This window comes from Streptomyces sp. NPDC101219 (assembly GCF_044767675.1).
Taxonomy (GTDB): Bacteria; Actinomycetota; Actinomycetes; order Streptomycetales; family Streptomycetaceae; genus Streptomyces.
Map to the genome: position 1 here is coordinate 119,903 of NZ_JBIWOK010000011.1, position 19,298 is coordinate 139,200.

The window sequence follows — 19,298 nt, forward strand, 5'->3', positions numbered from 1 at the left end:
GAGAGCCACTCACCCAGCAAGCGCTGGGCGCGCTTCAGGCCCCCGCAAACCACAGGTAACTGCCAGACCGCGGATCCCCAGGAGGGCAGCTGCGGTCTCCTGCTCGTTCATCAACGTATCCCCGTACGGATCAACGGCAGTGAGCCTCCCCTGTACTCCGAGTCGCTCGGGACTTGCGCCAGTTGGTGCGAGCGGGCCGTGATGAGTGCAGCTGCAGGTCTAGCCCCATGCCTCATGATGCACACGCTGTGTTGCGGCAGAGCTGCGTCTGATCGGCTGATCGGCGTCGGGACAGCCCAGGGCCCCGTGGTCTGCTTCAGGACGTTGGTACTCTCCGCATCTACGGCGAGGTGGGGGAGACGATCATAGAAGCCGTACCGTCGACTTCTCCGAGCCGCTGGTGCAGAGGAGCTGGCCTTGGTGCCCTCTTCGGTGGGCTGGCCGCCGCGGTATCCACTCCTGCCATAGGGAGCGCATGGGCTGCTTGTGACATCGGAAACGGCGTGACCAATGGCATCACCTTGTTGTTTCTTGCGCCCCTCATATGGATCGCCGCTGCGGTTCCGTGGGTGATCCTGCACGGCACCCTCGGAAGACGTCATCGCAGGACAGCCCTGTCCTCAGGCCTCATCTTCACCCTGTGGTTCACCTGGTTCCTTGTCACATGGCTCGGCATGCCGGACTCCTACCCCGCCCCGTCATGCCCGGGCAACGTCCCACCCTGGTGGCCGGACTTCATCCCGGTATGACTCCGACGGCGCCTGTGGCACGACGTTGCCCCCGGCAGCAACAGTTCCCCGATTGCCTGGACCGTAAGGTCAAGCGCTGACACTCTTCGTTTCCGTGCACGCGTCCCAACTGTGCTGGTGCCGCGTCCGGGGCCGGACGACTGCACCGGGCTCGCTACCATCTTCGCTGTTGAAGGGGGATCCATGGCGCTGGTGCGCAAGGGGTCACGGCGGATCGTGGTCGACGGCACGGCCTACCGCTGGCGGCTTCGAGGCAGGCCGACTTACCTCCAGGGCTTGGTCCGGTCGCCGTGCACGTTCGCGGTCGAGCATGCTGACACCCGGGGAGCGACGCTCGTGGTGACCACCGACCAGCCGCACCCGAGCAACTGGCTGGGGCGTGATGCTGAGCCCGTACGGCCGTCCAGCGTTGCCGCGGCTGTTCGGCTTGCCCTGGGTCAGGGGTGGACCCCGACGGCTCCGGGTTCCGCGTTCCAACTCGACCAGTCCGCGGATTTCATGCCCTCGCACTGAACGGCTCGGGGAATCATCGGGGCTTTGGTGAGCGTGAAGACACAAGGGCGTGACCGACGTTGTACGCACACGAGGTATTCCTGAATGAGCTTGCGCAGGGGCTCAAACCGACGGCCGAGGGTGTCGAGTGGTTCGAGAGCCTTGTGGAGGAGGACCAACGCAGGGTCCTGCATGCACTGGTGCTGTTCTGCGGGCAGGCCCAAGCCTGCGAGGACGACGTGCCCGAGAGCATTGCGCGGTCTGGTCTTCGCCCCACTCACACGCCGGCGGTGATGCTCACGAAGTGGCGCTTCGGGATGGAAGCACTCCCGGCCTATGAGCTCACCAAGTCGTTCCGCCTGCTCATGGCCCTCTTCAGCATCGCGGACACCCGCAGGCGGATGCTGCACTGTGCCGATGGGTGCGGCCACGACTGGCACAACCTGCCGGTCTCGCAGAATCACGCACCGTAAGAACTCGGGCCTGATGCGAAGGGCGGCGGCACCCCGGCGCTCCGGTAAACTAGAGACGGACTCGGAGCCATCAGCTGGGCAAGCTGCGATCACCCGCGGGCGGCTCGGGCGCTGGGCCTTCGTGATGTCGGTTGTGGTCGTGTTGGTCGTGGGCTGGTACGTCCGGCGCCGCCCGTAGGTGCAACCACGCACCACATAGGGACAGGTTGTGAGCGCTGAGGGAGCCCTCTGTCCCACTGGTTCCCAAGCGATCCGGCGCGGTTCTGGCACGAAGCAACTGATCCACAGCATGTGACACGCATCTGCGAAAACGCACAGAGGCCAGAGCCCGGAGCGGAGCGGGGAAACGCGCCCGGCGGAGCAGAGCGCAGCAGGGCTTGACGTGCATCGCCGGATGGCCATGCAGGTCCAAGCACAAGCGGGAAGCGCGGCCGGACGACGACGGCCAGCCATGACGGTGTCTGTGCACCGCTGCTGTACTGAAACTCAGAGGCCCATTCGCGATCACGCGAATGGGCCTCTGACCTGTGTCGGGGTGGCGGGATTTGAACCCACGACCTCTTCGTCCCGAACGAAGCGCGCTGCCAAGCTGCGCCACACCCCGAGTGTCGCTGCTGTCGCGGCGACGACGTTTACTTTAGCCCACCGGTGCCCGGAGACGAAATCCGGTTTTGGGGCGGCGGCGGACCGGGTTCGGGCGGGTGTGGTCCACGGTGACCAGGAGGACGGCCAGGGCGTAGAAGGTGAGGCCGAGGAGGAGGGCGTTGCCGAGGACGCCCTTGTAGCCGTGCTGGGTGACGTCGAGGAAGGGGTAGAGGTAGCGCGCCGGGTCGCCGGGGAGGAGTTCGCCCCGGGTCAGGGAGAAGGCCAGGTAGGCCAGGGGGTAGAGCATCCAGGTCGCCGTGTGGCGGAGGTGGGTGCGGGCCGGTGGGGTGAGGATCAGCCAGTCCAGCAGGGCCGCGACGGGGACAGCGGTGTGCAGGATGTGGGCGGCGATCGTGGCCGGCACCGACGTGTCGTCGGACAGGGCGTAGGCGGGGGGCGCGTCCGCCAGGAGCACGTGATGGACCAGGCCCGTGATCATGACGTAGAGGAGGACCGCGCCGGTCAGCTTGCCGGGGAGGGGCTGGCGGCCGGTCCAGGAACGGCGGGCCGCGGCGAAGGTGACAGCGGCCAGGAGGGCCGTGCTCTGGACGGCGAAGTGGCTGAGGATCCGGATGGGGCTGCCGAGAACGATCTCGACGGTCACCGCTCCGGTGGCCGTGAGCGCCAGGGCCAGGCGGTACGCCGCCGCGTACGGGCGGCGTACCGGAGCCATGACGGCCCGGGCCGGGACCGGGGAGGGGAGGAGTCCGGGCCTCTTGACGGGGAGATGGGGGAGGCCCGGTATCTCCCTGGGTATCGGAGCGGTCATGCCCTCAGCGTGGGCGGATCGTCCGACTGGGGCGATGTGGGGTGGTCCGGTCGGGTTAAGGGGATTAGCCGCCCGTGGGCGGTTCCTGGCTGTTCAGGGCGTGGGTAGCCTCAGCGCGCCACCAGTGTCATCAGCGTCGCCTCCGGGGGGCAGGCGACGCGGACCGGCGTGTAGCGGTTGGTGCCGCAGCCCGCGGAGACGTGGAGGTAGGAGGTCCGGCCGCCGGAGGTGTGCGTGGAGAGGCCTTTCACGCGGTCGGTGTCCAGGTCGCAGTTGGTGACCAGGGCGCCGTAGAAGGGGATGCAGAGCTGGCCGCCGTGGGTGTGGCCGGCCAGGACCAGGGGGTAGCCGTCGGCCGCGAAGGAGTCCAGGACGCGCAGGTAGGGGGCGTGGACGACGCCCATCGAGAAGTCCGCGCCGTCCGACGGGCCGCCCGCCACGTCGGCGTAACGGTCCCGCTTGATGTGGGGGTCGTCCAGGCCGGTCAGCTCGATCGACATGCCGTCGACCTTCAGCGTGCCCCTCGTGTTCGTCAGGTTGAGCCAGCCCGCGGCGTCGAAGCCGTCCCGCAGGTCCTCCCAGGGGTTGTGGATGGCGCCGACGGTGGGTTCGTTGCCGTTCAGACCGTGGCGGCCCTGGACCCTCTCGATGAGGTAGCGGGCGGGGTTGCGCAGCTTGGGGCCGTAGTAGTCGTTGGAGCCGAAGACGTAGGCGCCCGGGAACTCCATCAGGGGGCCGAGGCAGTCCAGGACCTCCGGGACGGCTTCCGTGTCGGAGAGGTTGTCGCCCGTGTTGATCACGAAGTCGGGGCGCAGGCCCGCCAGGGAGCGCAGCCACCGCTGCTTCTTGCGCTGGCCGCTGACCAGGTGGATGTCGGAGACCTGCAGTACGCGCAGCGGGCGCATCCCGGGGGGCAGGACGGGGACCGTCACCCGCCGCAGGCGGAACGAGCGGGCCTCGAAGCCCGCCGCGTACAGCAGCCCGGCGGCACCGGCCGCCGTGATTCCCAGGGGGATTCCGTATCGCGCGCGCATGCCTCCATCGTGTCAGACGCCGGCGGGCCGTCACGCCCGGCGTTGCTCCTGACGGCCCCGCCAACTCCGGTGTTTCGCAACGGCGGACGGGGGCGCGTCCGCCGGGGCTCCGGATCGGGAACGGCGCGGGCGGTGCGGGCTCCGTCGGCGGGCGGGAACGGCGGCGTCGGGAAATCAGGGAGCGGCCTTGCTCCCGCACCTGCGAGAATCGAGCCATGACCACGCTCAAGTCGAAGCTGCAGGAAGACCTCAACGCCGCGATCAGGGGGCGCGACGAGCTGCGCTCCTCCACGCTCCGGCTGACGCTCGCCGCGATCACCAAGGAAGAGGTCGCGGGCAAGGAGAAGCGGGAGCTCTCCGACGACGAGGTGCAGAAGGTGATCACCCGTGAGGCGAAGAAGCGCCGCGAGGCGGCCGAGGCCTTCGCGCAGGGTGGCCGCGCCGAGCAGGCCGAGCGGGAGCGGGCGGAGGGCGAGGTGCTGGCCCAGTACCTGCCGAAGCAGCTGTCCGACGACGAGCTGAACGCGATCGTCGCCCAGGCCGTCGAGGAGGCCAGGGCGGCCGGTGCCGAGGGGCCGCGGGCCATGGGCGCCGTCATGAAGATCGTAAACCCCAAGGTGGCCGGCCAGGCCGAGGGCGGGCGTGTCGCGGCGGCGGTGAAGAAGCTGCTGGCCGGCTGAGCCGCCGGCCGACCGACCTCCGGGTCGCCCGGGCCTGCCCCGGGTGCGGTGCCGCGCTCGCCGCAGCGCCCTGCCTACGCCGCAGTCGCCGCCTACGCCGCGGCGCCCTGCCCACGCCCAGCGCCCTGCCCACGCCGCAGTCCCCCGCCTACGCCGACGGCCCCTTCCCGAAGGAAGGGGCCGTCGCCGTCATGTCCGGCCGGGCCCTTGCGCGCCCGGTCAGCGATGTCCGGTCAGCGTCGGCCTCCCGGGCCCTGGCCCGGACCCTGGACGAAGCCCCCGGGGAGGGAGAAGGTGGGGTCCGGCTCACGGCCGCCGGGGCCACCGTTGCCGCCGCCGTTTCCACCGTTGTCGCCGTTGCCGCCGCCGATCAGGCCGCCGATGAAGCCGCCGTTGTCACCGTTGTTGCCGTCCTCGCGGTCGTCGTCCTCGTCGCGGTCACGGTCGCGGTCGTCCTTGCGGTCCTCCGGGATGTGCACCCGGTTGAAGTCGGGGGCCTCCCTGCCCTCCAGCGCGCCGTTCATCATGTCGCGCCAGATCGGGCCGGGGACCTGGCCACCGAAGACCTTGCTGTGCCACTGGCCGCCGATGGAGATGTTGACCATCTTGCGCTTGTGGGCCGGGTCGCCGACCCAGACCGCGCCGGCCATGTTCGGGGTGTAGCCCACGAACCAGGCCGCGTAGCGGAAGTCGGTCGTACCGGTCTTGCCCGCGCTGGGACGGCCGCTGCCCAGTCCGGCCTGCGTGCCCGTGCCGTCCTCGACGACGCCGCGCAGCAGCGTGTTGATGGTGTCGGCCGTCTTCTCCGACATCGCGCGCGAGCAGGTCGACTTCGGCACCGGCAGCGACTTGTTCTTCTCACCGACCCGCTGGCTGATCGACTCGATGGCGATCGGCGTGCAGTGCATGCCCCGGGCGGCGAAGGTGGCGTAACCGTTCGCCATGGTCAGCGGCGACATCTCCTGGGTGCCGAGGGCGATCGACGGGGCCTGCTGCATGTCCTTGCCGTCGGCGCGCTCGACGCCCATCTTCGCGGCCATCTCCGTCACCGGGCAGATGCCGATCTCGCTGATCAGCTCGATGTAGTACGTGTTCACCGACTTGGCGGTGGCCTCCCGCATGCTGTACGGGCCGACCTCCGACTCGTTCTCGTTCTCGACCGGGACGCCCTTCTCGTTCCACGTCCGGCCCTCACAGGCCGAGACCGGAGTGGGGTAGTCCATCTTGTACGGCGAGGCGTACGACTTCGTCGGGGGCATCCCGCCCTCGAGCGCGGCGGCGGCCACGATCGGCTTGAACGTCGAACCGGGCTGGTAGCCCGCGCCGCCGCCCATGGCGTCGTCGACGGACAGGTTGATCGACGTCTCGTTCTTCTTGACGTTGATGCCGTACGGCCGGGACTGGCCCATCGCGAGGATCTTGCCGGTGCCGGGCTCGACGATGGTGGCGGCGGTCGCCACCTCGTCCTTCTGGTTGACGTGGTCCTTGACCGACGCCTGGACCGACTCCTGCGCCTGCGGGTCCATCGTCGTGCGGATCGTCAGGCCGCCACGGTTCCAGATCTTGGCCCGGGCCTCCTTGGTCTTGCCGAAGACCGGGTCGTTGAGGAACACCTCGCGCACGTAGTCGCAGAAGAAACCCGCGCCCTTGGTCGCCGTGATGCAGCCGTTCTTCGGCTTGCTGACCTGCAGACCCAGCGGGGTCTTGGCCGCCTTGTCGGCCTCCTCCTGCGAGATGTCGCCGACCTCGGCCATCCGCTGCAGGACGATGTTGCGCCGCTTCTTGGCCTCCGCCTCGTCGTTGACCGGGTCGTAGCGGCTCGGTGACTGGACGATGCCGGCCAGCAGCGCGGCCTCCTGCACCTCGAGGTCCTTGGCGGACTTCGAGAAGTAGCGCTGGCTGGCGGCCTCCACGCCGTAGGCCTGCTGGCCGAAGAACGTGATGTTCAGGTAGTTCTCGAGGATCTTCTTCTTGCCCAGTTCCTCCTCGACCTGGATCGCGAACTTCAGCTCGCGGATCTTGCGGCCGAGGGTCTGCTGGGTGGCCTGCGCGACCTTCGTCGGGTCGTCGCCGGCCTCCTCGACGAACACGTTCTTCACGTACTGCTGGGTCAGCGTGGACGCGCCCTCGGCGACCCCGCCGGTCTGCGCGTTGCGGTTGAGGGCGCGCAGCACGCCCTTCAGGTCGACCGCTCCGTGCTGGTAGAAGCGGGAGTCCTCGATCGCGACGATCGCCTTCTGCATGTACGGCGAGATGTCCTTGAGGTCGACCACCGTGCGGTCGCGCTCGTAGACCGTCGCGATCTGGCCGCCCTTGGCGTCGAGGATCGTGGTGCGCTGGCTGAGCGGCGGCGTCTTGAGGTTGGCCGGGAGCTCGTCGAAGCTCTCGACCGATCCCTTGGCGGCGAGCCCCAGCGCGCCGACGGCGGGCAGCGCGAGGCCGGCCAGGACCGCTCCCGCGAGGACACTGACACCGAGGAACTTGGCGGCCTGCTGCGTTGGCGACAGACCACCGCCCGAGCGCTTCTTTGGCATGGGAGCAGCCTACGTTCTCATTCGCCGGACAACCGTACAGGCGTTGGCCTAAGCTGCTCTCAACTGTCACAGCAGTGAGGCCACGTATCAATACGTCCGGCGACCCCGAATCGTTCCGGATCTGCTCGACTTTCTTGTCGAGGCGTGTTGGGCGTGTGTCCGGAACCGCCTTGTGTGTCACTTGGTGCCCGTTGTGACGTCACACAACCGCCCTGAAATGCCTGGATTGCCGCGCATGTCGCCAGCTCACTCCCCCGGGTGATCTGCCGCTTACCCATAGTCCGTTCGGACCATTCAAGATTGGGCCCGCTGGGGGTGTTGCGCTGTGCCCGCCTTCCGTAACGTCCTCAACTGGCGGCGGTGAATATGCCGCTGCCGCCGTGGGGGAGCCTCGATTCGGGAGAGGACGGCGCCGGTATGGGCTGGGTTACCGACTGGAGTGCGCAGGCTGCCTGCCGCACTACCGATCCGGATGAACTGTTTGTTCAGGGAGCAGCGCAGAACAGGGCCAAGGCGGTGTGCACCGGATGCCCGGTACGCACGGAATGTCTCGCCGACGCACTGGACAACCGCGTCGAGTTCGGCGTGTGGGGAGGCATGACGGAACGTGAGCGCCGCGCACTGCTGCGCCGCCGGCCGACCGTGACCTCCTGGCGTCGGCTGCTGGAGACCGCGCGCACGGAGTACGAGCGCGGGGCGGGCGTCGTGACGCTCGGTGAGGACGAGGTGTACGAGAACTACGCGGCTGTGGGCTGACGGACGAGGGCCCTCGGGGGGCCTCCGTCCCGGCCTTCCGCCCCGGCCGCGGTCGCGGTCATGGGCGTGGCCGTGGACTGCGGTCGATGGCGAGGATGGCGCCCGAACGGCGCAGACGGTGCCGGCGATGAACGCCGTGCAGGCGGTGCAGCGGCCGGTCGACGCGGTTGACGGGCGCGGTCGCCCGGCAGGCCGTCAGGCAAGGCCGTCCGGTGCGGCCGCAGATCACGGCCCTGCGCCCGTCCGTCGGCGGTCGGGCACGGTCGAGCGATGTCGGGATTGTGCGGAATTGCACCGGTTCGAGTGATGTGCTCTGCCGTTCGGCCGGTCTGGTCGCTGGTCGCCCGGGTGTGCGGAGGTGTGCCGGTGGGCGTCCCGGACTGTCGGGCCGCCCAGGGGTGTTCAGGGCGCCGTCAGCCGCCGGCGGCTCGTCCGGGTTCGCCGTGCTGTCCGCCGGGGTGTCAGGCGGTCGCCTCCGGCTCTGTCTCGGGCAGCTCCGGGCTGTTGCCGGCGAGCCGGTCACCGATGTCCCGCAGGCCGGCGAGGTCGTGCACATCGCCGGGCAGCGCGGCCACCTCCGTCACAGCCACCTCCGGATGCAGCGCGGTGAAGCGGTCCCGCGTCCGCTGCTCACGCGAGAGCAACTGCATGCGCTCGGCATGCAGCCTGAGCAGCCCGGCGGTGATCCGGTCGACGGACCGCTCCGCGTCGTCGGCGATGTCGCCCGTAGCCGCGTCCGTGGGGTCGTGCGTGGTGTCGTCCGCGGCGGCGGGGGAGCCTGAGTCGCGGTCGGCGGGTACTGCTGCTCCGGAAGCGGGAGAGGGCTCCGGAGCCGCTGGACTGGCCGGACGGTCTGGATTTCCTGAACTGTCGTACGGGTCGGGGGAGTTACGAAGAGAGGCTTTCCCGTCCTCCTGATCCACAATGCCGGAGTCCTCAAGATTTTCCGCGGCGGCCAGCGCCCGCTCGGCCGACAGCGTGTCGGCGCCGCTGCCGTGCACCCGGTTGAGGACCAGGCCGGCGAGCGGCATGTCCTCCGCGGCGAGCCGCTCGACGAAGTACGCGGCCTCCCGCAGCGCGTCCCGCTCCGGCGCAGCCACCACGAGGAAAGCCGTGCCCGGCGCCTGCAACAGCTTGTACGTGGCGTCCGCGCGCGTCCGGAATCCGCCGAACATGGAGTCCATGGCCGCGATGAACGTCTGGACGTCCTTCAGCAGCTGACCGCCGAGCAGCTTGCCCAGGACACCGGTCATCATCGACATGCCGACGTTCAGGAACTTCATGCCCGCCCGGCCACCGACCTTCGCCGGCGCCAGCAACACCCTGATCAGCCTGCCGTCGAGGAAAGAACCGAGCCGCTTGGGCGCGTCCAGGAAGTCCAGCGCGGAGCGGGAGGGCGGGGTGTCGACGATGATCAGGTCCCACTCGTCGCGCGAACGCAACTGGCCCAGCTTCTCCATCGCCATGTACTCCTGCGTGCCGGCGAAGCCCGCGGAGAGCGACTGGTAGAAGGGGTTGCTCAGGATCGCGGCGGCCCGCTCCGGGTCCGCGTGCGCCTCGACGATCTCGTCGAAGGTGCGCTTCATGTCGAGCATCATCGCGTGCAGTTCGCCGCCAGCGGAGTCGTCGATGCCCTTGACCCGGCGGGGGGTGTTGTCGAGCGAATCGATGCCCATGGACTGGGCGAGGCGACGGGCCGGGTCGATCGTGAGGACCACGACCTTGCGTCCCCGCTCCGCCGCGCGCAGGCCGAGCGCCGCGGCCGTGGTGGTCTTGCCGACGCCGCCCGAGCCGCAGCAGACCACGATCCGGGTGCCGGGGTCCTCGAGCAGGGGGTCGACGTCGAGCGTCCGCGTGGGGGAGAGGTGCTGACGGACCGCGTCGGGCGCCTGCGCGTCCGCGCGACCGGGCGACGGCTCCGGACTACGGCTCATGACATCCCCTGCTTCCGGTACGTACGGCTGACTACGAGCACGGGCACGGGCACTGGCACCCGCACCGGCTCGGACCCCGGCACGGCCGGGGCGGCGGGCCGGGTGCCCCGTGCCGAAGCCGACGGGCCGAGGCCGCCCCAGCCCGGGGTTACGGCACGGGCCGTGCCCGCGTACCCGAGGGCAGCGCTCATGACACGCCCTGCCCGCGCAGATTCCGCGCCAGTTGGTACAGGCCGGCCAGGTCCATGCCCTCCGCGAACAGCGGGAGTTCGTGCAGGGGCAGGCCGAGGTCCGCCAGGACGGCGCGCTGTTCCGTCTCCAGCGCGAACCGCTCGGCGTACTCCTCCGCCTGGGCGAGCAGGGGGTCCACCAGCCGCTCGGCATGCCCACCGCGCCGCGCCCCGCCGAGGCCGGCGGACGACAGTGACCGCGCAAGGGAAGAACGCGGGACCCTCTCCACGAGTTCCAGGTCCGCCTCCTCCAGCACCGCCGGCCGGACCATGTTCACGATGATCCGCCCCACGGGCAGCCGGGCCGCGCGCAGCTCGGCGATGCCGTCCGCCGTCTCCTGGACCGGCATCTCCTCCAGCAGTGTCACCAGGTGCACGGCCGTCTCCGGGGACTTCAGCACGCGCATCACGGCCTGCGCCTGATTGTGTATCGGCCCGATCTTGGCGAGCCCGGCGACCTCGTCGTTGACGTTGAGGAAGCGGGTGATGCGCCCGGTCGGCGGGGCGTCCATCACGACGTAGTCGTAGACGAACCGCCCGCCGCGGTCCTTGCGCCGCACCGCCTCGCACGCCTTGCCGGTCAGCAGGACGTCCCGCACGCCCGGCGCGATGGTGGTGGCGAAGTCGATCGCACCGAGCTTCTTCAGGGCGCGCCCTGCGCTGCCCATCTTGTAGAACATCTGGAGGTAGTCCAGAAGGGCGCGTTCGGCATCGATGGCGAGGGCGTACACCTCCCCGCCCCCGGGCGCGACGGCGATCTTCCGCTCCTCGTACGGCAACGCCTCCGTCTCGAAGAGTTGTGCGATGCCCTGGCGGCCCTCGACCTCGACGAGAAGCGTCCGCTTCCCCTCCGTGGCCAGGGCCAGCGCGAGGGCCGCGGCCACCGTGGTCTTGCCGGTACCGCCCTTGCCACTGACGACCTGGAGCCTGCTCACGCCTTCGAGCCTAATTGTTCTCCGCGCGCCCCGGCGGCTCCGGGTGACAGTTGCACCACCCCGCGTCCCCCGAGCCGCCGTCCTGCCGCCCTCACGCGCGTCCTCCCTGCCACCCCTCGCGCGCGTCGTCGCGGGTGCCCTTCCGCCGCTGTCACGCGCGTCGTCGCGAGCGCCCCCCGACGCCGTCGCGCGTGCCCTCCCAGCCAGTCCTTCCGGCCGTCGTCCTGAGCGACTTCTCCGGCCGCCGTTCCCCGCGTCCGCGCGCGGGTCGTCAGGGGCTGTCACGGGTCGCTGCCGCCCGGTGGCCGGCCGCTGCCGTCCCGTGGCGGCGAGGGCGGTCGCGGCAGGGGTTAGAGTCGGCGCCATGACCAAGTGGGAATACGCGACTGTGCCTCTGCTCGTCCACGCCACGAAGCAGATCCTGGACACCTGGGGCGAGGACGGCTGGGAGCTCGTCCAGGTCGTGCCCGGGCCGAACAACCCCGAGCAGCTGGTGGCCTACCTGAAGCGGGAGAAGCAGGCATGAGCGCGGTCGAGGCGAAGCTGTCCGAGCTCGGTCTGAGCCTGCCGGAGGTCACCCCTCCGCTCGCCGCGTACAAGCCGGCTGTGGTGTCGGGCCGGTACGTCTATACGTCCGGCCAGCTGCCCATCGTGGACGGCAAGCTGCCGATCACCGGCAAGGTCGGCGGGGAGGTGACGGCGGAGGAGGCGAAGGACCTGGCGCGCACGTGTGCGCTGAACGCCCTCGCTGCCGTCAAGTCCGTCGCCGGTGACCTGGACCGCGTCGCACGCGTGGTCAAGGTGGTCGGCTTCGTGGCGTCCGCCCCGGACTTCACGGGCCAGCCCGGCGTCATCAACGGTGCCAGTGAGCTGCTGGCCGAGGTCCTCGGCGACAAGGGCGTCCACGCGCGCAGCGCGGTGGGCGTCGCGGTCCTGCCGCTGGACGCGCCGGTCGAGGTCGAGATCCAGGTGGAGCTGACCGAGGCGTAGGCCCTCCCCGCCTTCCCCACGGCCCGCCGAAGGCCCACAGAGCCTCGAGAGGCCGTGGGCCTGAGGCTGGGCCCGGGGCCGGGGCCGGGGCCGGGGCTGGGCCTGGGGCGTCGCCGTGGTCCCCGACGTGCGCGGTGGCGCGGAGGACAGCGGGCGCGCAGGCCGCGCCCGTGCTCTCCCGCTGCCGCCTGCCCCTCCTCTCCGGGGCCGGTTGCCGCCCGTCGTCCTCCCCGCTGCCGCCCGCCCCTCCTCTCCGGGGCCGGTTACCGCCTGCCGTCCTGTCCGGCTGCTGCCCGTCGTCCCCTCGGGCTGCCGCCCGCCGCCCAAGAGGCACTCGAACATCCGCCCGCCACGGGATAGCCTCCGGCCATGGCGAATGTGCAGGCCGATGGGCAGTGGTACCCCCCTGAGTGGCCGGACCGGATCCGTGCGCTCACGGACGGCAGTCTCACGCCGGTCGTGCCCAAGCGCGCGGCCACCGTCATGCTCCTGAAGGACACCGGCTCGGGCCCGGTCGTCCACATGCTGCGCCGACGCGCCTCCATGGCGTTCGCCGGCGGCGCCTACGCCTACCCCGGCGGCGGCGTCGACCCGCGGGACGACGACCGGCACGTGCGCTGGGCGGGGCCCTCGCGCGCGTGGTGGGCCGATCGGCTCGGCGTCGACGAGACCGGGGCCCAGGCGATCGTGTGCGCGGCCGTGCGGGAGACCTACGAGGAAGCCGGTGTGCTGCTCGCCGGGCCCACCCCGGACTCGGTCGTCGGCGACACGACCGGCGAGGACTGGGAGGCGGACCGGGCGGCGCTGGTCGCGCGGGAGACGTCCTTCGCCGAGTTCCTGGACCGCCGCGGGCTGGTGCTCCGCTCGGACCTGCTGGGCGCCTGGACGCGCTGGGTCACCCCCGAGTTCGAGTCGCGCCGCTACGACACCTGGTTCTTCGTCGCCGCGCTCCCCGAGGGCCAGCGCACCCGGAACGCCTCGACGGAGGCCGACCGCACGGTGTGGATCACCCCGCGCGAGGCGGCCGCCGGCTACGACCGGGGTGAGCTGCTGATGATGCCGCCGACGATCGCGACCCTGCGCCAGCTCACGGCGTACGACACGGTGGCGGAGGCGCTCACCGTGGCGCCCGAGCGGGATCTCACGCCGGTGCTGGCCACCGCGCGCCTGGAGGAGGGGCGGATCGTGCTCGCCTGGCCGGGACACGACGAGTTCACCAAGCACATCCCGAACGGTGGGGGCCCCGCATGACGGACGCCGCAGCACTGCCCGGCCAGCCGCGCGGCGGGGTCCTCTCCGGGCCCGCCACCGCCCGCGCGGTCAACGTCCTGGCACCCAACGCCTCGGCCATGACGCTTGACGGCACCAACACCTGGATCCTGGCGGAACCCGACTCCGACCTGGCGGTCGTGGTCGACCCGGGCCCCCTGGACGAGGGGCACCTGCGGCACGTCGTGGAGACGGCCGAGCAGGCCGGCAAGCGCGTGGCGCTCACCCTGCTGACCCATGGCCACCCCGACCACGCGGAGGGCGCCGCCCGCTTCGCCGAGCTGACCGGCACGCACGTCCGCGCGCTGGATCCGGCGCTGCGCCTCGGCGACGAGGGCCTGGCCGCAGGGGACGTCGTCACGGTGGGCGGCCTGGAACTGCGCGTGGTGCCCACGCCCGGGCACACCTCGGACTCCCTGTGCTTCCACCTGCCGGCCGACCGGGCCGTGCTGACCGGCGACACCGTCCTCGGCCGCGGCACGACTGTCGTGGCCCACCCGGACGGCCGTCTCGGCGACTACCTGGACTCGCTGCGCCGTCTGCGCTCGCTGACCGTCGACGACGGCGTCCACACGGTCCTGCCCGGGCACGGGCCGGTGCTGGAGGACGCGCAGGGAGCCGTGGAGTTCTACCTGGCCCACCGCGCCAACCGGCTGGCGCAGGTGGAGACGGCCGTCGAGAACGGCCACCGCACGCCCTCCGAGGTCGTCGCCCACGTGTACGCCGACGTCGACCGCTCCCTGTGGCCCGCCGCGGAACTGTCCGTACGGGCGCAACTGGAGTACCTCCAGGAGCACGGTCTGATCTAGCGGGGCGGTGCGACCGGGCCCGGCCCGGTGTGTCCCGGCCCGGCCGGCCCGGGCGCCGGGCGTCAGCGCGCGGGGGCGCCGGGCGTCAGCGCGAGCGCTTGGCGAGGCGCTCGACGTCCAGGAGGATCACCGCGCGGGCTTCGAGGCGCAGCCAGCCACGCTGGGCGAAGTCCGCCAGGGCCTTGTTGACCGTCTCGCGCGAGGCGCCGACCAGCTGGGCCAGCTCCTCCTGCGTCAGGTCGTGGACGACGTGGATGCCCTCCTCGGACTGCACGCCGAAGCGGCGCGAGAGGTCCAGCAGGGCCCGCGCGACACGGCCCGGCACGTCGGAGAAGACCAGGTCCGACATCGCGTCGTTGGTCTTGCGCAGCCGGCGGGCGACGGCCCGCAGCAGGGCCGTGGCGACCTCGGGGCGGGCGCTCAGCCACGGAGTCAGGTCGTTGTGGCCGAGACCGAGCAGCTTGACCTCGGTCAGCGCCGTCGCCGTGGCGGTGCGCGGCCCGGGGTCGAAGAGCGACAGCTCGCCGATCAGTTCCCCGGGGCCGACGACGGCGAGCATGTTCTCGCGGCCGTCGGGCGACGTGCGGTGGAGCTTGACCTTGCCCTCGGTGACCACGTAGAGCCGGTCACCCGGGTCGCCCTCGTGGAAGAGTGAGTCGCCCCTCGCCAGGGTCACCTCACTCATGGAGGCGCGAAGCTCCGCGGCCTGCTCGTCATCGAGCGCCGCGAAGAGCGGGTTCCGCCGCAGAACGTCGTCCACGAGTTCTCTCCTTGTCGACCTGCTCAGGGGATCTTGTTCCCCCACTTACCAGGGGACCGTGGTGCCCATTTTGCCGGACAGTCCAAACAGTGTGATCTGTCACAAGGATGCCGCACCGTCCTGCCGGGGTACGCGGCAGGGGTCCAATTGGGCGCCGATCTTCAGGGTCCGGGGCGGATGTCGGTGCCGGGCCGTAGGCTGGCCGGGTGTCCAAATAGCCGGTGAGAGCACAGGCCGAGGGGGCTGCGCGGGTGGAGGTACGTCGTGATTCCGCTGTGGGCGAACAGGGTCCCGATGGCGGTAGGGAATCCGCGGAATCGGCCGAAGCGGCCACGAATGCGCCGGTGAAGAAGGGCGCCGCCAGCCGCCCGAAGTCCGACGGGACCGGAGCGGAGAAGTCACCGGCCGCGAAGAAGCCGTCGGCTGCGAAGAACACTCCCGCCGCCAAGAAGACTCCCGCCGCCAAGAAGGCCCCCACCGCCGAGAAGGCCGCCGCTGCCAAGAAGGCCCCCAAGGCCCCCACCGCTAAGAAGACCGCCGCTGCCAAGAGTGCCTCCACCGCCGAGAAGGCACCGCCCGTGAAGAAGGCACCGTCGGCGAGGAAGGTGGTCGTCGCGCCCAAGAAGGCGGCGGCTGCCGTCAAGGGCGCGCAGACCAGGACGGTCGTCACCCCGGCCAAGGGCGAGTCCCGCACCGCGCTGGTGCGCCGTGCCCGGCGGATCAACCGCGAGCTCGCCGAGGTCTACCCGTACGCCCACCCGGAGCTGGACTTCGAGAACCCCTTCCAACTCGTCGTCGCCACGGTGCTGTCGGCCCAGACCACCGACCTGCGCGTCAACCAGACGACCCCGGCGCTGTTCGCCAAGTACCCCACCCCCGAGGACCTGGCCGCGGCCAACCCGGAGGAGGTGGAGGAGATCCTGCGCCCCACCGGCTTCTTCCGGGCCAAGACCAAGTCGGTCATAGGGCTGTCGAAGGCGCTGGTGGAGGACTTCGGCGGTGAGGTGCCGGGCCGGCTGGAGGATCTCGTCAAGCTGCCCGGCGTGGGCCGCAAGACCGCCTTCGTCGTGCTCGGCAACGCCTTCGGCCGTCCCGGCATCACCGTCGACACGCACTTCCAGCGCCTGGTGCGCCGCTGGCGCTGGACCGAGGAGACGGACCCGGACAAGATCGAGGCGGCCGTCGGCGCGCTCTTCCCCAAGAGCGACTGGACCGACCTGTCGCACCACGTGATCTGGCACGGCCGCCGGATCTGCCATGCCCGCAAGCCCGCCTGCGGGGCCTGCCCGATCGCACCGCTGTGCCCGGCGTACGGCGAGGGCGAGACGGAGCCGGAGAAGGCGAAGAAGCTGCTGAAGTACGAGAAGGCCGGCCTGCCGGGCCAGCGTCTGAACCCACCGCAGGCCTACCTGGACGCGGGTGGACGGCCCGCTCCGCCCCTGGGCGCCGGATGACGTGCCACGCGCGGCGGCGGTCCGAGGAACGAACTCGGGGCCGTCGGGCGTTGACCCCAGGGAACGCGGCCTCGGCCGCTGACCTGGATGCGGACATCGGTGTGGAGGTGGACGTGAGCGTGGGGGTGGGCGTGTACGAACATCCCTCCGGGCAGAGACCCGGGGTCGCTGAGCGGCGGGACCGACGGCGGCGGGGCACCGTGCCCGGCTGCGGCGCCGAGCGCACCGTGCTCCACCGGGAGACCGCGCGGCGCCCGGGCGCTGTGCTCCGGCCTGCACACGCAGCCCGGTCGGCACACGCGGACTGGCAGGCAGACGCGCCCCGGCCGGCACACGCGGACCCGTCGGCACACCCGGCCCGGCTGGAGGGCGCGGCCCGGGGCGGGCTCGGACGCCGGGGGTGGCGCAGATGCATGTGAGCGGGGCCCGGGACGACCGGGTTGCGTTCCGGAAGGACGGGCTGCCTCCCTGGCTGGACCCGGTGGCACGGGCGGCGGAGACGGTCGCGCCCAGACAGCTGAGCCGCTTCCTGCCCCCGGAGGACGGCGCGGGACGCCAGTCCGCCGTCCTCGTGCTGTTCGGCGAGGGGCACCGTGGCCCGGAGCTGCTGCTGATGGAGCGGGCCGGTTCCCTTCGTTCGCACGCGGGCCAGCCTGCCTTCCCCGGCGGCGCCCTCGACCCCGAGGACGGCGATCCGCAGGCCGACGGGCCGCTGCGGGCCGCGCTCCGCGAGGCCGAGGAGGAGACCGGACTCGATCCGGCCGGTGTGCAGGTGTTCGGCGCGCTGCCGAAGCTGTACATCCCGGTCAGCGGCTTCGTCGTGACCCCGGTGCTGGGCTGGTGGCGCGCTCCGAGCCCGGTCGGGGTGGTCGATCCGAACGAGACGGCGCGCGTCTTCAAGGTTCCCGTGGCGGATCTCACCGATCCGGCCAACCGTGCCACCACGGTCCACCCCAGCGGCCACCGCGGCCCCGCGTTCCTCGTCGAATCCGCCGTCGTGTGGGGGTTCACGGCCGGGATCATCGACCGGCTGCTGCATTTCGCGGGGTGGGAGCGTCCGTGGAACCGGGACAAGCAGGTCCCGCTGGACTCGCGGTCATGACAGGCTGGTCGCCGTGCCGTGCTCTTCGGGGGCCTGCGACGGCGGCGGTGTGCCCACCCTGCCCTCGCTCCCGGATTCCGGCCGTGCGGGACCGACCGGAATGACGAGGCGAGGCTTGAATCGGTGAACGTGCTGGACATCCTGTTGCTGGTCGCCGCCGTGTGGTTCGCGGTCGTCGGCTACCGCCAGGGGTTCGTCGTCGGCATCCTGTCGGTGATCGGGTTCCTGGGCGGCGGTCTCGTCGCCGTCTACGTGCTGCCCGTCATCTGGGACGCGATGACGGACAAGGCCGAGGTCAGCACCACCGCCGCTGTCGTCGCGATCGTCGTCGTCATAGTCTGCGCGTCCATCGGGCAGGCCCTGACCACGCACCTCGGCAACAAGCTGCGCCGTTACATCACCTGGTCCCCGGCCCGTGCGCTCGACGCCACCGGCGGCGCCCTGGTCAACGTGGTCGCGATGCTGCTGGTGGCCTGGCTGATCGGCTCGGCCCTCGCCGGGACGACGCTGCCGACGCTCGGCAAGGAGGTCCGCGGCTCCAAGGTGCTGCTCGGCGTCTCGCGGGCGCTGCCCGACCAGGCCGACACCTGGTTCGCCGACTTCTCGTCCGTCCTCGCGCAGAACGGCTTCCCGCAGGTCTTCAGCCCGTTCGCCAACGAGCCGATCAAGAACGTCCGGCCTCCCGACCCGGCACTGGCGGGCAGCCCGGTGGCCGCCCGCGCGCAGCGCTCCATCGTCAAGGTCATGGGCACCGCGGTGCGCTGCGGCAAGGTCCTGGAGGGCACCGGCTTCGTCTTCGACAAACGCCGGGTCATGACCAACGCACACGTCGTGGGGGGCGTCGACGAACCCACCGTGCAGATAGGCGGCGAGGGCAGGAAGTACGACGCGACCGTCGTCCTCTACGACTGGGAGCGCGACATCGCCGTCCTCGACGTGCCCGACCTGAAGGCGCCCGTACTGCGGTTCGCGGACGAGGACGCGAGCAGCGGGGACAGCGCGATCGTCGCCGGCTTCCCCGAGAACGGTGCGTACGACGTCCGTTCGGCCCGGGTCCGCGGCCGGATCACGGCCAACGGCCCGGACATCTACCACCGGGGCACGGTCCGCCGCGACGTGTACTCCCTCTACGCGACGGTGCGTCAGGGCAACTCCGGCGGCCCCCTGCTGACGCCCGAGGGCGAGGTCTACGGCGTGGTCTTCGCGAAGTCGCTGGACGACGCGGAGACGGGGTACGCGCTCACCGCGGACGAGATCCAGGAGGACATCGCCAAGGGGCGCACCGCGAACCAGCAGGTCGACAGCGACAACTGCGCGCTGTAGCCGGCCCGGAGGGACGGCCGCGCGTTCCGGTTGCGCGGAGCGGTACCTGTGCGCTCCGGGGGGAGCAGAGGCCCAGAGGGGATCGGAACGCCGGTGCGGGCGTCCGGGCGGTCAGCCCCGTGGATGACGCAGGCGGACGGAGACCCAGCGCGCCCGGCGGCGCAGGATGCGCGGAATGCCCACCCGGGGATCCCTCTCTGCTGCCATCTGCGGTGCACCGCCTCGCTGGTGAGAGCCCACACCGCTCGCCGAACGGCGATTGCGGCCTGCGTCACTGTAGTCGTGCGTCCAGCCCATACCCCGACGTCTGCCCCTGACACATGGTCGATAACCGCCCCACGCGCCTCCAATTGGCCTATG

The 19,298-nt window shown here is 71.1% G+C and carries 18 protein-coding genes and 1 tRNA gene; 11 read left to right on the top strand and 8 right to left on the bottom strand.

The window, feature by feature from the left end; translation table 11 throughout:
- Positions 1-932: 932 nt before the first annotated feature.
- Together ACIRPP_RS22325 and ACIRPP_RS22330 are read left to right on the top strand one after the other, a co-directional pair.
- The gene (locus ACIRPP_RS22325) at positions 933-1,262 is read left to right on the top strand and encodes a hypothetical protein (RefSeq protein ID WP_403645573.1); all 330 of its coding nucleotides are present in this window, start codon (positions 933-935) and stop codon (positions 1,260-1,262) included.
- Between the two features lie 59 nt (positions 1,263-1,321).
- Positions 1,322-1,714 (top strand): DUF5958 family protein, encoded by a 393-nt coding sequence (locus ACIRPP_RS22330; protein WP_403645576.1) that lies wholly within the window; start codon positions 1,322-1,324, stop codon positions 1,712-1,714.
- 530 nt (positions 1,715-2,244) lie between these two features.
- On the opposite strand, the gene ACIRPP_RS22335 is transcribed toward ACIRPP_RS22330, so the two are convergent.
- From ACIRPP_RS22335 to ACIRPP_RS22345, 3 genes are all read right to left on the bottom strand, one after another.
- Positions 2,245-2,318: transfer RNA gene (locus ACIRPP_RS22335), tRNA-Pro, on the bottom strand.
- A gap of 33 nt (positions 2,319-2,351) precedes the next feature.
- A complete protein-coding gene (locus tag ACIRPP_RS22340) occupies positions 2,352-3,128 on the bottom strand; it encodes a Pr6Pr family membrane protein (RefSeq protein ID WP_403645579.1) in 777 nt (258 codons plus the stop codon).
- Between the two features lie 110 nt (positions 3,129-3,238).
- Positions 3,239-4,162, bottom strand: coding sequence for a metallophosphoesterase (locus tag ACIRPP_RS22345; RefSeq protein WP_403645582.1), 924 nt, complete (start codon positions 4,160-4,162; stop codon positions 3,239-3,241).
- Between the two features lie 215 nt (positions 4,163-4,377).
- Between ACIRPP_RS22345 and ACIRPP_RS22350 the strand changes: the two genes are divergently transcribed.
- Positions 4,378-4,842: a GatB/YqeY domain-containing protein gene (locus ACIRPP_RS22350; protein ID WP_403645584.1), complete on the top strand. Its 465-nt coding sequence runs from the start codon at positions 4,378-4,380 to the stop codon at positions 4,840-4,842.
- A gap of 233 nt (positions 4,843-5,075) precedes the next feature.
- On the opposite strand, the gene ACIRPP_RS22355 is transcribed toward ACIRPP_RS22350, so the two are convergent.
- Complete coding sequence (locus ACIRPP_RS22355) at positions 5,076-7,376, bottom strand: transglycosylase domain-containing protein (protein ID WP_403645587.1); 2,301 nt, start codon at positions 7,374-7,376, stop codon at positions 5,076-5,078.
- A gap of 417 nt (positions 7,377-7,793) precedes the next feature.
- Here ACIRPP_RS22355 and wblA point away from each other — a divergent pair, with 417 nt between their 5' ends.
- Positions 7,794-8,132 (top strand): transcriptional regulator WblA, encoded by a 339-nt coding sequence (gene wblA, locus ACIRPP_RS22360; RefSeq protein ID WP_403645905.1) that lies wholly within the window; start codon positions 7,794-7,796, stop codon positions 8,130-8,132.
- 461 nt (positions 8,133-8,593) lie between these two features.
- On the opposite strand, the gene ACIRPP_RS22365 is transcribed toward wblA, so the two are convergent.
- Together ACIRPP_RS22365 and ACIRPP_RS22370 are read right to left on the bottom strand one after the other, a co-directional pair.
- Positions 8,594-10,066 (bottom strand): ArsA family ATPase, encoded by a 1,473-nt coding sequence (locus ACIRPP_RS22365; protein WP_403645590.1) that lies wholly within the window; start codon positions 10,064-10,066, stop codon positions 8,594-8,596.
- A gap of 187 nt (positions 10,067-10,253) precedes the next feature.
- Positions 10,254-11,231, bottom strand: coding sequence for an ArsA family ATPase (locus ACIRPP_RS22370; RefSeq protein WP_403645593.1), 978 nt, complete (start codon positions 11,229-11,231; stop codon positions 10,254-10,256).
- A 364-nt stretch (positions 11,232-11,595) separates the two neighbouring features.
- Here ACIRPP_RS22370 and ACIRPP_RS22375 point away from each other — a divergent pair, with 364 nt between their 5' ends.
- The 4 genes from ACIRPP_RS22375 (at position 11,596) to ACIRPP_RS22390 (ending at position 14,299) form a co-directional block, all read left to right on the top strand.
- Positions 11,596-11,757, top strand: coding sequence for a DUF4177 domain-containing protein (locus tag ACIRPP_RS22375; protein ID WP_003975360.1), 162 nt, complete (start codon positions 11,596-11,598; stop codon positions 11,755-11,757).
- On the top strand, positions 11,754-12,221 hold the full coding sequence (locus ACIRPP_RS22380) for a RidA family protein (protein ID WP_403645596.1): 468 nt from the start codon (positions 11,754-11,756) through the stop codon (positions 12,219-12,221). Before ACIRPP_RS22375 ends, ACIRPP_RS22380 begins: the two co-directional genes overlap by 4 nt.
- Before the next feature lie 369 nt (positions 12,222-12,590).
- The gene (locus ACIRPP_RS22385) at positions 12,591-13,472 is read left to right on the top strand and encodes an NUDIX hydrolase (RefSeq protein WP_403645599.1); all 882 of its coding nucleotides are present in this window, start codon (positions 12,591-12,593) and stop codon (positions 13,470-13,472) included.
- Positions 13,469-14,299, top strand: coding sequence for an MBL fold metallo-hydrolase (locus tag ACIRPP_RS22390; protein WP_403645602.1), 831 nt, complete (start codon positions 13,469-13,471; stop codon positions 14,297-14,299). Before ACIRPP_RS22385 ends, ACIRPP_RS22390 begins: the two co-directional genes overlap by 4 nt.
- An 85-nt stretch (positions 14,300-14,384) precedes the next feature.
- Here ACIRPP_RS22390 and ACIRPP_RS22395 read toward each other — a convergent pair whose 3' ends face one another.
- Complete coding sequence (locus ACIRPP_RS22395) at positions 14,385-15,059, bottom strand: Crp/Fnr family transcriptional regulator (protein ID WP_164334673.1); 675 nt, start codon at positions 15,057-15,059, stop codon at positions 14,385-14,387.
- Positions 15,060-15,403: 344 nt separating this feature from the next.
- Between ACIRPP_RS22395 and nth the strand changes: the two genes are divergently transcribed.
- The 3 genes from nth (at position 15,404) to ACIRPP_RS22410 (ending at position 18,938) form a co-directional block, all read left to right on the top strand.
- Positions 15,404-16,513, top strand: coding sequence for an endonuclease III (gene nth / locus ACIRPP_RS22400; RefSeq protein ID WP_403645605.1), 1,110 nt, complete (start codon positions 15,404-15,406; stop codon positions 16,511-16,513).
- 409 nt (positions 16,514-16,922) lie between these two features.
- Positions 16,923-17,615, top strand: coding sequence for an NUDIX hydrolase (locus ACIRPP_RS22405; RefSeq protein WP_403645608.1), 693 nt, complete (start codon positions 16,923-16,925; stop codon positions 17,613-17,615).
- Between the two features lie 123 nt (positions 17,616-17,738).
- Positions 17,739-18,938, top strand: coding sequence for a MarP family serine protease (locus tag ACIRPP_RS22410; protein WP_403645611.1), 1,200 nt, complete (start codon positions 17,739-17,741; stop codon positions 18,936-18,938).
- Between the two features lie 111 nt (positions 18,939-19,049).
- Here ACIRPP_RS22410 and ACIRPP_RS22415 read toward each other — a convergent pair whose 3' ends face one another.
- Positions 19,050-19,235 carry a hypothetical protein gene (locus ACIRPP_RS22415; protein ID WP_164338525.1) on the bottom strand — a complete coding sequence of 62 codons (186 nt, stop codon included), beginning with the start codon at positions 19,233-19,235 and terminating at the stop codon, positions 19,050-19,052.
- Positions 19,236-19,298 lie beyond the last annotated feature (63 nt).